The 15013-nt window shown below is 67.5% G+C and carries 11 protein-coding genes and 1 tRNA gene; 3 read left to right on the top strand and 9 right to left on the bottom strand.

Annotated features, from left to right (window positions below):
• Positions 1–112 precede the first annotated feature (112 nt).
• The 3 genes from FVQ98_RS11730 to speD all read right to left on the bottom strand — a co-directional run bounded on the left by FVQ98_RS11730 (position 113) and on the right by speD (position 1925).
• Positions 113–343 carry an MliC family protein gene (locus FVQ98_RS11730; RefSeq protein ID WP_147913624.1) on the bottom strand — a complete coding sequence of 77 codons (231 nt, stop codon included), beginning with the start codon at positions 341–343 and terminating at the stop codon, positions 113–115.
• Between the two features lie 176 nt (positions 344–519).
• Positions 520–1485: a polyamine aminopropyltransferase gene (gene speE / locus FVQ98_RS11725; protein ID WP_147913623.1), complete on the bottom strand. Its 966-nt coding sequence runs from the start codon at positions 1483–1485 to the stop codon at positions 520–522.
• Positions 1482–1925, bottom strand: coding sequence for an adenosylmethionine decarboxylase (gene speD, locus FVQ98_RS11720; protein WP_147913622.1), 444 nt, complete (start codon positions 1923–1925; stop codon positions 1482–1484). The genes speE and speD overlap by 4 nt, the downstream gene beginning before the upstream one ends.
• A gap of 239 nt (positions 1926–2164) precedes the next feature.
• Between speD and FVQ98_RS11715 the strand changes: the two genes are divergently transcribed.
• Positions 2165–2719, top strand: coding sequence for a DUF2946 family protein (locus FVQ98_RS11715; RefSeq protein WP_147913621.1), 555 nt, complete (start codon positions 2165–2167; stop codon positions 2717–2719).
• A gap of 108 nt (positions 2720–2827) precedes the next feature.
• On the opposite strand, the gene FVQ98_RS11710 is transcribed toward FVQ98_RS11715, so the two are convergent.
• From FVQ98_RS11710 to FVQ98_RS11695, 4 genes are all read right to left on the bottom strand, one after another.
• Positions 2828–3727, bottom strand: a complete 900-nt coding sequence (locus tag FVQ98_RS11710; protein WP_147913620.1) for a c-type cytochrome — start codon at positions 3725–3727, stop codon at positions 2828–2830.
• A gap of 123 nt (positions 3728–3850) precedes the next feature.
• The gene (locus FVQ98_RS11705; RefSeq protein ID WP_147913619.1) at positions 3851–5392 is read right to left on the bottom strand and encodes an efflux transporter outer membrane subunit; all 1542 of its coding nucleotides are present in this window, start codon (positions 5390–5392) and stop codon (positions 3851–3853) included.
• Positions 5392–8655 (bottom strand): efflux RND transporter permease subunit, encoded by a 3264-nt coding sequence (locus FVQ98_RS11700; RefSeq protein WP_147913618.1) that lies wholly within the window; start codon positions 8653–8655, stop codon positions 5392–5394. The genes FVQ98_RS11705 and FVQ98_RS11700 overlap by 1 nt, the downstream gene beginning before the upstream one ends.
• Before the next feature lie 17 nt (positions 8656–8672).
• Positions 8673–9980 carry an efflux RND transporter periplasmic adaptor subunit gene (locus FVQ98_RS11695; RefSeq protein ID WP_147913617.1) on the bottom strand — a complete coding sequence of 436 codons (1308 nt, stop codon included), beginning with the start codon at positions 9978–9980 and terminating at the stop codon, positions 8673–8675.
• Between the two features lie 225 nt (positions 9981–10205).
• On the opposite strand from FVQ98_RS11695, the gene FVQ98_RS11690 reads away from it, so the two are divergent.
• Both FVQ98_RS11690 and FVQ98_RS11685 read left to right on the top strand, forming a co-directional pair.
• A complete protein-coding gene (locus FVQ98_RS11690; RefSeq protein ID WP_147913616.1) occupies positions 10206–10859 on the top strand; it encodes a TetR family transcriptional regulator in 654 nt (217 codons plus the stop codon).
• A gap of 16 nt (positions 10860–10875) precedes the next feature.
• A tRNA-Arg gene (locus tag FVQ98_RS11685) sits at positions 10876–10951 on the top strand.
• A gap of 315 nt (positions 10952–11266) precedes the next feature.
• On the opposite strand, the gene FVQ98_RS11680 is transcribed toward FVQ98_RS11685, so the two are convergent.
• Together FVQ98_RS11680 and mrdA are read right to left on the bottom strand one after the other, a co-directional pair.
• Positions 11267–12796, bottom strand: a complete 1530-nt coding sequence (locus FVQ98_RS11680) for a catalase (protein WP_147913615.1) — start codon at positions 12794–12796, stop codon at positions 11267–11269.
• 228 nt (positions 12797–13024) lie between these two features.
• Complete coding sequence (gene mrdA, locus FVQ98_RS11675; protein WP_147913614.1) at positions 13025–14986, bottom strand: penicillin-binding protein 2; 1962 nt, start codon at positions 14984–14986, stop codon at positions 13025–13027.
• Between the last annotated feature and the right edge of the window lie 27 nt (positions 14987–15013).

Here is a 15013-nt window from a genome sequence, read left to right as displayed (position 1 = left end):
GCGCGCAGCCACGGCCGGTCGGTTCAAGCCGAATCGGGCTGTAGCGCTAGAAGGATCTGCGCAGGCAGCTATCGATCAGATATCAAATCGCTGACGGTCAGCAGATGCATCCTCAGCGCGCCTGGCACTGCAGCGGCACCATGCGACCGATTTCGACCGTGAGCGCGTTGCCCTTGCCGCGGATCGTGTTGGGGCCGTTGCTGTAGATGAAGCCGGAACCGCTGGGCTGCTGCTTGAGCGAGATCGCCTGGCCTTCGCGCACCAGCTCGGCGCGTTCTTCAGCCGTGTGGTAGCGCACCTGGACGGTCTCGCCGCGGCTGCACTGGTAGGCGACTTCGCGCACGGCCGGCTCGGCCGGTGCCTCGGGCGCGGTGGGCGCGCTGGTGCAGGCCTAGGCGGTGCAGGCCGCGGCGAGGGAGAGGACGAGGGTTTTCATGGGAATGTTCCTTGGAGGGTATGGGACGGCGAACCGTCGGCGGCGGCCCGCTGCGCCGCGAGGCTCGGGCCGCGCAGGGGGCGTCAGGCGGCCAGCACGCGCGGGGCAGCGCAGGCTTCGGGGTCGAGCGTCGGGTCCTGCAGCGCGCTGGCCGCGCGGATCGGTTCGGCCGGCCGCGCCAGCAGTTCGCGCACGAAATTCGGTTGCGCCAGCAGCGCCTGGTGCATGGCGCCGTTGTAGAGCTTCAGCTCGCGCAGGCCCAGGGCGGCGATGCGGCGGTCGATCTCGACGGGCGAGAGCAGCGTTGGCTCGACGCGGTCGGACGCCAGCGCCATCGCCCACAGCGTGCCGTACAGCGGCACGTACTGGAAATACGGCGCGACGTGGGCGAAGGCCGTGCGCACCGACGCGACGATGCGCGCCAGCGTCTCGCTGCGGTGGATGGGCGACTGGATGTGCAGCGACAGCACGCCGCCGGGGTTCAGGCGTTCGCGGCAGGCGGCGTAGAACTCGGCCGTGTACAGCTGGACGGCGGGGCCGAACGGATCGGTCAGGTCGAGCACGATCTGGTCGAACCGTTCACCGTCGGCCTGGAACATGTAGGCATGGCCGTCGCCGATGCGCAGTTCCAGCCGCGGGTCGTCGAACGCGCCCGCGCTCACCCTGGGCAGCCATTCACGCGCCATGGCGGGCACGTCGCCATCCAGCTCGACCATCAGCACGCGCGCCATCTGGCGGTGGCGCAGCAACTCGCGCGCGCTGCCGCCGTCGCCGCCGCCGATCACCAAAGCGCTGCGCACATTGCCGTGGCTGACCGCGGGCAGCTGCACCATGGGCTCGTGGTAGAAAAATTCGTCGCGCTCGCTGGTCATGAAGCAGCCGTCGATGCGCATCGCGCGGCCGAACAGCGGCGTGTCCAGCACCTCGATGTGCTGCAGCGGCGTGCGCCGCTCGGCCAGCACGCGCGCCGTCCGCAGGTAAAAGCCGAAGTCGGGCGACAGCGCCTCGGCAACGAAGCCCGCGCCGGGCCCCTCAGCGGGGGCGCTCATGCGCGTTCGACGCGGTGCAGGTGCGGCTCGGTCGGGCCGAAGGCGGTGGCCACGGTGTCGAACAGCTGCTGCGCGCTGGCGCTGTTGTCGGTGCTGTAGCTGCACACGTACACGTCGAGCGTGACGTAGCCGTCTTCTGGCCAGGTGTGGATCGACAGGTGCGATTCGGCCAGCACGATGCAGCCCGTCACGCCCGCGCCTTCGCCGAAACTGTGGAACAGCGCGCCGACGGTGGTCAGGCCCGCGTCGGCCACGGCGCGTTTGCAGAAGGCTTCGAGGTAGGCCGCGTCGTGCATCAGGCGCGCGTCGCAGCGGCAACCGTGCAGGTCGCCGATCAGGTGCAGGCCGGGCGCCTTGCGTGCCACGGGGCGCAGGCGGGTGGTGTCAGGGGCAGAGGCCAGGGCCAATGCGGAACGAGGGGTGGTTTGCAGTGGCTGCATGCCATTCTCCAGGGTCGACATTTGTGGGCAGCGGGCGCCGAACGGGCCGCTGGGCGAGGCCGCCGGAGGGCGTGCAGCGCGGGTGGCGTTGGCGGCGTGCAAGGGGCGTCGCACGGCCAGGCTGCAGCTTGGGCGAAAAACCCATGATTATATTCCGTTACGGAATAAGGCGCACGTTCCATTCACCCATCTGAATGGATCGACGCGCTCTCCGTTGCGCGCCGCGTATCATGGCCCGCATGGACGACATCGTGTTGCAGGCCATGGCCAAGTGGCCGAACGTGCCGCATTGCTACGGCTGGCTGGGCCTGGACGCGCGTGGTGACTGGTACCTGCGCGACGGCGAGGCCCAGGCGCTGGGCACGTTCACCAGCGGCGTGCCCGGCGCCAAGGGCTCGCGCCTGGTGCACGAAAAGCTGGTCGCCTTCATCCAGCGCAACTACCAGCCCGACGAGCAGGGACGCTGGTTCTTTCAGAACGGGCCGCAGCGCGTGTTCGTCGAGCTGGAAGCCGCGCCCTGGGTCTGGCGGCTGGCGGACGATGGCAGCGTCACGGCGCAGGACGGCCGGCCGGCGCAGGTGCAGGAGGCGCTGGTGGACGAGCAGGGCCGCGTCTTCCTGCAGGCCGACCGCGGCCTGGGCCTGGTGCACACGCAGGACATGGGCCTGCTGGCCGACGCGGTGGACGCCGGGCGCTGGATACCGCGCGAGGTGGACAGCGCCAGCCTGCCGGCGCTGGGTGGCTACGTGCTCAGCCCGCAGGCGGCGTCAGGCAAGGCGCCTGCGACGGGCTGATTACTTCAACTTTGATAGCTGCTTGCGCAGGTGGCTGTAGGGCCAGCGGCATAAAACATCAAAAAAGCCGCTCGAGGGAGCGGCTTTTTTGTGGTGGCAGCGAAAGACTTACTTGGCCGCGTCCGCCATGTACTGAATGGCGGCACGCAGTTCGTCGTCGGTGGCGGTGGAGGCGCCACGCGGGGGCATGGCGCCCTTGCCGGTGATCGCCACTTTCAGCATGGTGTCGATGCCAGTGGCCAGGTAGGGCGCCCAGGCCGCCTTGTCGCCAAACTTCGGGGCACCGGCCACGCCAGCGCCGTGGCAGGCCACGCAGCTCTTGTCGTACAGCGCCTTGCCCACGGCAGGGTCGACCGCGGCGGTGGCTGCCGCGGGGGCGGCCGCAGCGGGTGCTGCCTCGGCCGACGCGGGGGCCGCCGGAGCGGGGGTTGCAGCCGGTGCAGCGGCAGGCGCGGCAGCGGCCGCAGGCGCCGGGGCAGCCTCGGCCGAAGCCGCGGCGCTGGCGCCGGCAGCGGGCGCAGCCGGCTCGGTGAACTTGGCACCAGCGGCGTTGGCCATGTAGGCCACGGCGCGAGCGATTTCAGTGTCGGTGAAGTTGCCGCCACCTTGCGGAGCCATGCCGCCCTTGCCCTTCAGCGCGGACTGCACCAGCGTGTCGAAACCGAGGGCAATGCGGGGCGCCCAGGCGGCGGTGTCTTCAAACTTGGGCGCGCCGGCGGTGCCGGTGGCGTGGCAGGCCGCGCACTGGGCCTTGTAGACCTCGGCGCCGGCCACCAGCGGGCGGTTGGCGTCACGCACTTCCACCGTGCCGATCTTCTGCAGGCGCTCGGCAATGCCGCGTTCCACGTCGGTCGCGCCGGGCGCCAGCTTGTTGCTGGTGGTCACGAAATAGACGAGGCCGATGATGATGAACACCGGAAGCACGAAAGCCCCCACGCTGACCCAGAACAGCTGCTTGGGGGTCTTGATCGGGCCGGTGTGTGCTTCCTCGTGCGTGATGTCGCTCATGGCGTCCTCGGGGACTCTCGTCGTGGGTGTCGAAAAAAAAGCGCAGCGCGGCACATCGAACGCGCGCGCGGCAACCGCTGATTATAGGGACTGCCGGACCCCCGCCCGGCAGTCGCAGGGCCCTCAGCTTGCCGGTGTGGCGGCAGACATGGCTTGCGGTGCGGGCTCGGTCCAGCCGCCGCCCAGCGCCTTGTACAGCTGCACCTCGTTGGCACGCTGTGCGAACTGGGTCTGGGCGAGCGCCTGCTCGATCGCAAACAGCGAACGCTGCGCGTCCAGCAGGTCGAGGTAGCTGGCGATGCCGTTGCGGTAGCGCAGGTCGGCCAGACGGAAGCGGTCGCGTTCGGCCACGGCTTGGGCGGTCAGCGCGGCCAGCTGATCGGCAAGCGTGGCGCGGCCAGCCAGGGCGTCGGCCACTTCGCGGAACGCCGTCTGGATGCTCTTCTCGTACTGCGCCACGGCGATCTCGCGCCCGGCCTTGGCGGAATCCAGGCCTGCTTGGTTGCGGCCCATGTCGAAGATCGGCAGCGTGATGCTGGGGCCGAACGACCAGGCCCTCATGCCACCGGAGCCGAACAGGCCGTCCAGGTCGCTGCTGACGCGCCCGAGCGAGCCGGTCAGCGTGATGCGTGGGAAGAAGTTGGCGCGCGCCGCGCCGATGTTGGCGTTGGCCCCAATCAGCTGCTGTTCGGCCGCGCGGATGTCCGGGCGGCGCAGCAGCAGGTCCGACGGCAGGCCGGCCGGCACTTCGGCAAAGCCGGGCAGCGGGGCGGCCGGCTCGACGGCGGCCGTCGGTTTGGTCAAATCGTTGGGCGCCGCGGCCAGGTTGACCGGCGGCACGGCCGGGATCAATTCGTCCGGCAGCGGCTGGCCGACCAACAGCGTGAGCAGGTTGATGTCCTGCGCGCGCAGACGTGCCTGCTGGGCGCGCGTGGCCTGCGCGCTGGCGCTGAGGGATTCGGCTTGGCGCATGTCGAGCGCCGACGAGACGCCGTTGTCAAAGCGCAGCTTGGTCAGGCGCAGCGACTGGTCGCGTGTGGCCAGCGTGCGCTCGGCCAGGGCTTGCAACTCGGTGTCGGTCTTCAGCTGCAGCCAGGTGCTGGCCACGCTGGCGATCAGGCTGATCTGGGCGCTCTTGCGCGCTTCTTCCGTCGCCAGGTAGTTGGCCAAGGCCACATCCTTGAGCGCGGCGACGCGGCCGAAGAAGTCCAGTTCCCATGCCGAAACGCCGATGCCGACCGAGTACTGCGAGGACACGCTGGAGCCGCCCATCGCCGCATACGGGTTGGGTGCCGAGCGCGTGCCGCCGGCGCTGGCGCCCAGCGTGGGCACCTGGTCGGCGCGGCGAATCTGGTATTGCGCGCGCGCCTGCTCGATGTTCTGCACCGCCACGCGCAGGTCGCGGTTGTTGTCCAGCGCCAGCTGAACCAGCTGGCGCAGCTGCTCGTCCTGCACGAACTGCTGCCATGGCAGGTCGGCCGCGGCGATCAGGCCTTCCGGCTGGGCGCCGGCGCTGGCCGGCCAGTCGGTAGCCACTGGCGCGGCGGGGCGCTCGTATTGGGGGACCAGCGAGCAGCCGGTCAGCACCACCATCAGGGCTGCGGCGGCCAGCACGCGCAAGCGCGGCGTGCCCGCGGTGGGGAGGACGAGGGAGCGTGTGCCCATCATGGTTGATCCTTAGGGGGGTTGGGCTGCGGGGCGTCGTGCGCACCGTCGTGCAGGGCGCGGCGGTCGGCCTCGGAAAGGTTGGACTCCGCATCCTCGACGTAGTGGCGTGCCGCTTCAGGCGTGATGCCCGACTGCGCCGCGTGCTCGGCAAAGCGCTCCTGCTCGCGCTGCGAGCTCTTGAAGAACTTGCGCACCACCACAAAGAAGATCGGCACGAAGAACACGGCGAGCAAGGTGCCGACGACGATGCCGCCGATCACCCCGGTGCCGATGGCGCGCTGGCTGGCCGCGCCTGCCCCGCTGGACGTGGCCAGAGGCACGACGCCCAGCGTGAACGCCAGCGAGGTCATGATGATCGGGCGGAACCGCAGGTGCGCCGCGGCCAGCGCCGATTCCAGCGCGCTGAGGCCCTGGGCCTGCAGGTCTTTCGCGAACTCAATGATCAGGATGGCGTTCTTCGCGGACAGACCGATGATGGTGATCAGCCCCACCTGGAAGTACACGTCATTCAACATCCCTCGACTGGTCACCGCCAGCAGCACGCCCAGCACGCCGAGCGGCACCACCAGAATCACCGCCAGCGGGATCGACCAGCTTTCGTACAGCGCGGCCAGCGCCAGCACCACCGCCAGGATGGCGAAGCCGTACAGGATCAGCGCCTGGTTGCCGGCGAGTTTTTCCTCGCGCGACTGGCCGGTCCACTCGTAGCCAAAGCCTTCCGGCAGCTTGGCCGCCAGCGCTTCCATTTCCTTCATCGCTTCGCCGGTGGAGTGCCCGGCCTTGGCAGCGCCGGAAATGCGCATCGACGGGTAGCCGTTGTAGCGGATCGTCTGCATGGCGCCCGTGATCCACTGGGTCGAGGCGAAGGCGGACAGCGGCACCGCCTGTCCTTTGCTGTTCAGCGCGGTCAGCTGCAGGATGTCTTCCGGCTGCATGCGCGCGGGTGCGTCGGCCTGGATGATCACGCGCTGCAGGCGCCCCTGGTTGGGGAAGTCGTTGACGTAGGCCGAGCCGAGCGACGCCGAAATCGCGTTGTTGATGGCGGCAAAGGTCACGCCCTGCGCGGCCGCCTTGTCGCGGTCGATGTTGATCTGCAGTTGGGGCGCGTCTTCCAGCCCGTCGGGGCGCACGCCGTCCAGCACCTTGCTTTGCATGGCCATGCCCAGCATCTGGTTGCGCGCCGCCAGCAGCGCGTCGTGGCCCTTGCCACCGCGGTCCTGCAGCCGGAAGTTGAAGCCGGAGCTGACGCCCAGTTCAGGAATCGGCGGCGGGCTTAAGGGGAAGATGAACGCGTCCTTGACGCCCGACAAGGCCCCCATCGCACGCTTGACGATGGCGTCGACCGAGTGCTCGGCGCCCTTGCGTTCGTCCCAGGGCTTGAGCGAGATAAAGGACAGCGCGGCGTTCTGGCCCTGACCGGCAAACGAGAAGCCCGCGACCGCGACCATGCTGGCCACTTCAGGCTGTTTGAGGATGTAGTTCTCGACCTGTTCGATCACGCCGATCGTGCGGTCCAGCGTGGCACCGGGCGGCAGCTGCATGTTGACCAGCATCGTGCCCTGGTCTTCGTTCGGCAGGAAGCCGGTGGGCAGGCGCGCGTACAGCCAACCCGCACCCACGGCGAGCGCCAGGTACACGACCATCAGGCTGCCGGAGCGGCGCAGCAGCTTGCCCACGATACTTTCGTAGCCCTTGGCCGTGCGGTTGAACCGGCGGTTGAACCAGCCGAAGAAACCGCGCTTCTCGGCGTGGTGGTCGTCGATCGGCTTGAGCAGCGTGGCGCACAGCGCGGGCGTGAGCGACAGAGCCATGAAGGCAGAGAAGAAGATCGACACCGCCATCACCGCCGAGAACTGGCGGTAGATGTTGCCGACCGAGCCGGCAAAGAAGGCCAGCGGGACGAACACCGCGATCAGCACCACGGTCACGCCGATGATGGCGCCGGAGATCTGGCCCATGGCCTTGCGCGTGGCCTCCAGTGGGGGCAGGCCTTCCTCGGCCATGATCCGTTCGACGTTCTCCACCACCACGATGGCGTCGTCCACCACGATACCGATCACCAGCACCATGCCGAACATGGTCAGCACGTTGATCGACATGCCGAAGGCCAGCAGCGCCGCGAACGTGCCCAGCAGCGCCACGGGCACCACAATGGTCGGAATGACCGTGTAGCGCCAGTTCTGCAGGAACAGGAACATCACCAGGAACACCAGCGCAACGGCTTCCAGCAGTGTCTTGACCACTTCGGTGATCGAGATGCGCACGAAGTCGGACGAGTCGTAGGGCACCACCCACTTCATGCCGGCGGGGAAGAACTGCTGCAGCTGCGTCATGCGCGCACGCACTTCCTGGGCGGCGGCCAAGGCGTTGCCGCTGGGCGACAGCTGTACACCCAGGCCGGCGCCGGGCTTGCCGTTCAGACGGGCCGAGGTCGCGTAGCTTTGAGCACCCAGTTCGACCCGGGCCACGTCTTTCAGGCGCACGGTGCTGCCGTCGGCGTTGGCGCGCAGCACGATGTTGCTGAACTGCTCCACGTTGGCCAGCTGGCCGGCCACGACCACGGTAGCGCTCATGGTCTGGCCCAGCGCCAGCGGCAGATCGCCGATGCTGCCGCCCGCCACCTGTGCGTTCTGCTGGCTGATGGCGCTGGCGACGTCGGCGGTCGATAGGTTGTAGCTCTGCAGCTTGGCCGGCTCGACCCAGATGCGCATGGCGCGCTCGGCGCCGAACAGCTGCACCTGGCCAATGCCGGGCAGGCGCTGCAGCTCGGGCAGCACGTTGCGCGAGGCGTAGTCGGAAATGTCGTTGATGTCGGTGCCGGGGTCGTCCGAAGACAGCATCACGAACAGCAGGAAGTTGGAGGCGGATTTCTCCACCCGCACGCCCTGCTGGTTCACCGCCGAAGGCAGGCGCGGCGTGGCGCGCGACAGGCGGTTCTGCACGTCCACCTGCGCCAGATCGATGTTGGTGCCGGGCTCGAAGCTCAGCGTGATCGAGCCGGTGCCGTTGGCCTGCGCCACCGACTCCATGTATGCCAGCCCGGGCGAGCCGTTCATTTCACGCTCGATCACCGACAGCACGGCGTCTTCCAGGGTTTGAGCCGAGGCGCCGGGGTAAGCGGCAGATACCACCACCGTGGGCGGAGCGACCGTCGGGTACTGGGCGATGGGCAACTGCGTGATCGAGATGGCGCCCAGCACCATCAGGAACAGCGCGATGACCCACGCAAAGATGGGTCGGTCAATAAAAAACTTGGCCATGCGAGCGTCCTAGCAAATCAACGGGACGCGGCCGAGGCGGGCGCTGCAGCGGGGGCCGACGCGGCGGATGCCGGTGCACGGGACGCTCCTGAAGCAGGAGCTGCCGCCGCACCAGGGGCGCCGGCTTTGGGCTTGTTCGGGTCCCAAGCCACGGGCTTGACCTTCTTCGCACCGAACATCAGCTTCATGGCGCCTTCGACCATCACCTGCTCGCCCGGCTTCAGGCCTTCGGTCACGATCCAATCGGTGCCTTTCTGGCCACCGATCTTGATCGGGCGCGGACCCACAGCGCCGTCGGCGGCGACCACCATCACGCTGTCGCCATGGCTGCCGCGCGTCACGGCTTGCTGCGGCAGCAGGATGGCGTTGGCCACCTGTGCCTGCTCGATCACCGCGCGCACGTACAGGCCCGGCAGCAGCACGCCCTGCGGGTTGGGCACCTCGGCGCGCAGCAGGATCTGGCCGGTGGCCGGGTCGACCGTCTGGTCCGAGAAGAGCAGGCGGCCGGGCTGGCTGTATTCGGTGCCGTCTTCCAGCACGATCTTGACGGACTGAACGCCCGAATCGCGCTCCAGCTGGCCCTTGGACAGCTGTTGGCGCAGTTTCATCGCGTCCGAGGCGGATTGCGTGATGTTCAGGTACAGCGGGTTGATCTGCTGGATCACCGCCAGTTGCGTCGCGTCGCCCTGGCCCACCAGCGCGCCTTCGGTCACCAGTGCGCGGCCGATGCGGCCGGAAATCGGCGCCGTGACGGTGGCGTAGCCGACGTTGATGTCTGCAGATTTGATAGCTGCCCGCGCAGCCGCCACCTGGGCTTGAGCCGCTTTTTCTGCAGCAACGGCGGCGTCAAACTCCTGCTTGCTGACCGCGTTGGCCGCCACCAGCGGGCGGTAGCGCGTCACCGTGCCGCTGGTCTGCGCGAGCTGTGCCTGGGCCTGCGCCAGTTGCGCCTGCGCGGTTTGCAGCGTCGCCTGATAGGGCGCAGGGTCGATCGCGAACAGCTTCTGCCCGGCGCGCACATCGCTGCCTTCCTGGAACAGGCGCTTTTGCAGGATGCCGGCGGCGCGGGCGCGGACCTGGGCCACGCGCGAGGGCTCCAGCCGGCCGGGCAGCTCGGTTGTCAGGCCCACGGTCCCTGGCTGCACCGTGACCACGGCGACTTCCGGTGGCGGCATGGCACCGCCCGCGCCGGGACCGGCGGCAGCAGGCGCATCCTTCTTGTCACCGCCGCCGCACGCTGCCAGGCTGAAGGCGATCAGGACGGCCGCGCCCAACGGCAGCAAGCGGTGGGGCGCGGAGGAGCGAACGGCGTGTTGTTCGGACATGTTGTTCTCGGTTCAAAAGGAAACGGGCAATCACCGGACCGATGGCCCGGTGGTTGAAAGGGGCGGCGCTGATGTTGGCGCCATCTTGCAGGTTGCTGATGACAGATATTGTCAGCGGGCACCGCATGTAGAAAAGGATCTCTGACGGCATTCTACATACATTCATGCATGTATGTGATAACATCGACACCAATTTTCCTGCATCACCCTGGGGTTTTATTGCCGATGGCCCGCCGTACGAAGGAAGACGCACTTGCCACGCGCGACGCATTGCTCGATGCGGCCGAGCGCGTGTTCGGCCGTCGCGGCGTGGCACGCACCTCGCTGGCCGAGATCGCCGAAGACGCCGGCCTGACCCGCGGCGCGGTGTACTGGCATTTCAAGGACAAGGCCGACCTGTTCACCGCCATGATGGACCGCGTCACGCTCCCGCTCGATGCCAGCATGGCCCGGCTGGCCGAGGTGGAGCGCGATCCGCTGATCCAGTTGCTCGAACGTGTGCACGAGGCCGTTGTGGTCATCGCCACCGACGAGCGCACCCGGCGCGTGCTGGAAATCGGCTGCCTGATGGTCGAGCAGGTGGCCGAAATGGGCAGCCTGCGCGACCGCGAGGTGCAAAAGCAGCGCCTGGGCATCCAGATGCTGACGCAGTCCATCCAGCGTGCGGCTGACTACCACCGCGTCACGCTGCCCGCGCCGTCGGAAACGCTGGCGCATGGCCTGTACGGCCTGGCCCATGGCCTGGTGGTCCAGTGGCTGCTGGACCGGTCGTTCGACCTGCGAACCACCACCCTGACCGCGGTCGACGCCTACCTCAGCGGCCTCGGATTCGACCTCAGCCAAGCCCGCGCGCAGTGCACCGCCCACAATCAGGGATAATCCCCGGCTTGCAGCAGCGGCTGTAGCTCAGTGGATAGAGTATTGGCCTCCGAAGCCAAGGGTCGTGGGTTCGATCCCCGCCAGCCGCGCCATCGCATCCAACGCCTTGAAGTTCAAGGCGTTTTTTGTTTCCCGGCGAGCTGTGCGTCGACGGCACGCGCTGCGCCGAAGCGCGGCACGCCAGGCGGCGAACGGGTCGGGTGCGCTACACGAACGTCAGCCCCAAAAAAATATGTCAAATAGGCTGATCGCCCTACGGGGATCTGCGCAGGCAGCTACTGATTAGATAGCACTTGTGCCGCGGGTCACGCGTTGGCAGCTGCCTGCTCAGCGCCGTCGCCGGCAAGAAAAAAACCTGCGACCGTGACGTCGCAGGTTAGAGCGGGGCGCCGCGTGGCGAACGCCCTTCAGACCGGCAGCGGCACCAGTGGGTTGCCGTTCATCGGGTCGTCCTTCTTGGACGCGAGCGCCTTGGCCAGGTCCAGCCCCAGCGCCTTGGCCACACCGGCACCGTAGGCCGGATCGGCGGCGTTGCAGTTGCGGATGTGGCGGAATTTGATGAACTCGGGGGCGTCGCCCATGGCGCGGGCGGTGTTGCCGAACAGGGCTTCCTGTTGCTCGGGCTTCATCAGGCGGAACAGCTTGCCCGGTTGCTCGAAGTAGTCCTTGTCGTCCTCGTGGAAGTCCCAGAACTTGGCGTCGCCGTGGATGCGCAGCGGCGGCTCTTCGTACTGCGGTTGGCCCTGCCACTGGCCGAAACTGTTGGGTTCGTAGTGCGGCAGGCCGCCGTAGTTGGCGTCGACGCGGCCCTGGCCGTCGCGGTGGTTGCTGTGAACGGGGCACTGCGCCTGGTTGACGGGGATCTGCTGGTAGTTCACGCCCAGGCGGTAGCGCTGGGCATCGGCATAGTTGAACAGGCGCGCCTGCAGCATGCGGTCGGGGCTGGCGCCGATGCCGGGCACCAGGTTGCTGGGGGCGAAGGCGGACTGTTCGACGTCGAGGAAGAAGTTCTCGGGGTTGCGGTTCAGCTCGAATTCGCCGACCTCGATCAGCGGGTAGTCGCCCTTGTACCAGACCTTGGTGAGGTCAAACGGGTGCAGGCGGTAGGTCTCGGCTTCCACCTCGGGCATGACCTGGATGTACATCTTCCACTTGGGGAAGTCGCCGCGCTCGATGGCGTCGAACAGGTCGCGCTGGTTGCTTTCACGGTCCTTCCCCACCAGCTCGGCCGCCTCGGCGTCGGTCAGGTTCTCGATGCCTTGCTGCGTGCGGAAGTGCAGCTTGACCCAGAAGCGCTCACCGGCCTCGTTCCAGAAGCTGTAGGTGTGCGAGCTGAAGCCGTGCATGTGGCGGTAGCTCTTGGGGATGCCGCGGTCGCTCATCACCACGGTGACCTGGTGCAGCGCCTCGGGAAGCAGCGTCCAGAAGTCCCAGTTGTTGGTGGCGCTGCGCAGGTTGGTCTTGGGGTCGCGCTTGACGGCCTTGTTCAGGTCGGGGAACTGGCGCGGGTCGCGCATGAAGAACACCGGCGTGTTGTTGCCGACCATGTCCCAGTTGCCTTCTTCGGTATAGAACTTGAGGGCAAAGCCGCGGATGTCGCGCTCGGCGTCGGCGGCGCCGCGCTCACCGGCCACGGTGGTGAAGCGCGCGAACATTTCGGTTTTCTTGCCGACTTCGCTGAAGATCTTGGCGCGCGTGTACTTCGTGATGTCGTGCGTGACGGTGAAGGTGCCGAAGGCGCCTGAGCCTTTGGCGTGCATGCGGCGCTCGGGAATGACTTCGCGCGCGAAGTTGGCCAGCTTCTCGTTCAGCCAGACGTCCTGCGCCAGCAGCGGGCCGCGCGGGCCGGCGGTCAGGCTGTTGCGGTTGGTGACCACGGGCGCGCCGAAATCCGTGGTCATGTGGGTAACGGGGCACTTCTTCGAATCGTCTTTCATGGGAGCTCCTGGCTGATTGAACGAGGCTGGGGCGTGTCCAGCGTGCCCTCATCATATAAAGTGTTTATGAAAATGGAAAAATAATAGTTTTTATTTCGACCATAGGTGAAGCGCATTGAAGGGGTCAATGCGCCATGTGAAAACTGACCTGACGGCGAGCGACTGGGTAACGACGGGGGTGTGATCACCCCGCCGCGCGGCTTGGCGGAATCGCCGGCCGTGCGCCGCTCAGGGCGCAATGGCCGCTGCTGCGGCCGTGCCAGGCACCATGTCGGCCACGCGCCGTGGTGTGCCGATGGGCGCGGCTGCCTGACCCTGCTGCACCGCGCGCATGTCCGCTTCGCTGGGGTAGAGACCGGCCAGCCAGTAGTCCATCACGCGGCGCACCAGCGGGGCAGCGTGCGCGGCGCCGAAACCCGCGTTTTCGACGATGGCCGCCACGGCGATGCGCGGGTTGTCGGCCGGGGCGAAGGCGATGTAGAGCGAATGGTCGCGCTGGTGCTCGGCCAGGCGGCGGGCGTCGTAGCGCGATTTCTGGCCAATGGTCACCGCCTGTGCCGTGCCGGTTTTGCCCCCCGAGAGGTAGGGCGCACCGGCGAACACGCGGGTCGAGGTGCCCTCCTGCGTCACGCCGACCATGCCGCGCTTGACCAGGGCCACGTTGGCAGGCTTGTAGCCCAGGTCGACCGGTGCGGGTTGCTCGACGTCCTTGAACGCCAGGGTCTGGGGGTCCTGCTCGGCCTTGACGATGTGCGGCGTGTGGCGCACGCCGCCAGCAGCCAACGTGGCCGTGGCGCTGGCCAACTGGAGCATGGTGAAGTTGTTGTAGCCCTGGCCGATGCCCAGCGAGATCGTCTCGCCCGCATACCACTTCTGCTGCGCTGCACGCTTATAGGTGGTGCGCTTCCACTCGGTCGACGGCAGGATGCCGCGCGTTTCGCCCGGGATGTCGATGCCGGTGATCTGCCCAAAGCCCAGCGGCTTCATGAAGTCGTGGATGGCGTTCACGCCCATGTCGTTGGCCAGCTGGTAGTAGTACACGTTGCTGGACTTCACGATGCTGCGATACAAGTCCACCGCGCCCAGCGCGTGGCCGGAACGGAAGGTGTGGCCGGCAAAGGTCCAGGAGCCGCCGTCCATGATCACGGTGTTCGGCGCGCGCTTGCCGGTTTCCAGTGCCGCGAGGCCCATGAAGGGCTTGTAGGTGGAGCCCGGCGGATAGGTGCCGCGCAGCGCACGGTTGAGCAGCGGCTTGTTGAGCGAGTCGTTCAGCTCGGTCCAGGTTTCCTGGTCGATGCCTTCCACGAACAGGTTGGGGTCGTAGGTTGGCTTGCTGACGAAGGCCAGCACCTCGCCGTTCTGCGGGTCGATGGCGACCAGCGCGCCGCGGCGCTCGCCGTACATGTCTTCCACCAGCTTTTGCAACTGGATGTCGATCGACAGGCGGATCGACTCCCCCGGCGTCGCCGGGTGGCTGGCCAGGCGCCGCACGGCGTGGCCTCCGGCGGAGGTCTCCATCTGCTCGACGCCGGTGGTGCCGTGCAGGAGCTTCTCATAGCTGGCCTCCACGCCCAGCTTGCCGATGTAGTCGGTGCCGCGGTAGTTGGGCGCATCGTCCGAATCGTCGATGCGCTCCTTCTCCTTCTGGTTGATGCGCCCGATGTAGCCCACCACGTGGCCACCAGTCTCGCCCAGCGGGTAGGTGCGGAACAGCCGCGCCTTGATCTCAACGCCGGGGAAGCGGTAGCGCTGCGCGGCAAAGCGGGCGACTTCCTCGTCCGTCAGACGCATGCGCACGGGCAGCGATTCGAAGGTCCGCGAATCTTCCTGCAGGCGCTTGAAGCGGCGGCGGTCGCGCGGCGAGATTTCCACCACCTGGTTGATCGCGTCGATCACCTCGTCCACCGGCTTGCCGGTGCGCGACGGCGTGATTTCCAGCGTGTAGGACTTGTAATTGGTGGCCAGCACCACGCCGTTGCGGTCCAGGATCTCGCCGCGGTTGGGCACGATCGGCACCACCGCCGTGCGGTTGGTCTCGGCGCGTTCGGCGTAGACGTCGTGGCGCACCACCTGCAACACATAAAGCCGCCAGCCAATCAACGCAAAGCAGCCCAGCACCACCAGCGCGACCACGGCCAACCGCACGCGAAAGCGCGTCAGTTCGGCGTCCAGGTTGCGGATCTCAGCCATGCGTTGATACTACGAAAAAGATAGCTG

Source organism: Ottowia flava (genome assembly GCF_008017535.1).
Lineage (GTDB): Bacteria > Pseudomonadota > Gammaproteobacteria > Burkholderiales > Burkholderiaceae_C > Ottowia > Ottowia flava.
This window is presented reverse-complemented; position numbering and strand designations above follow the sequence as displayed.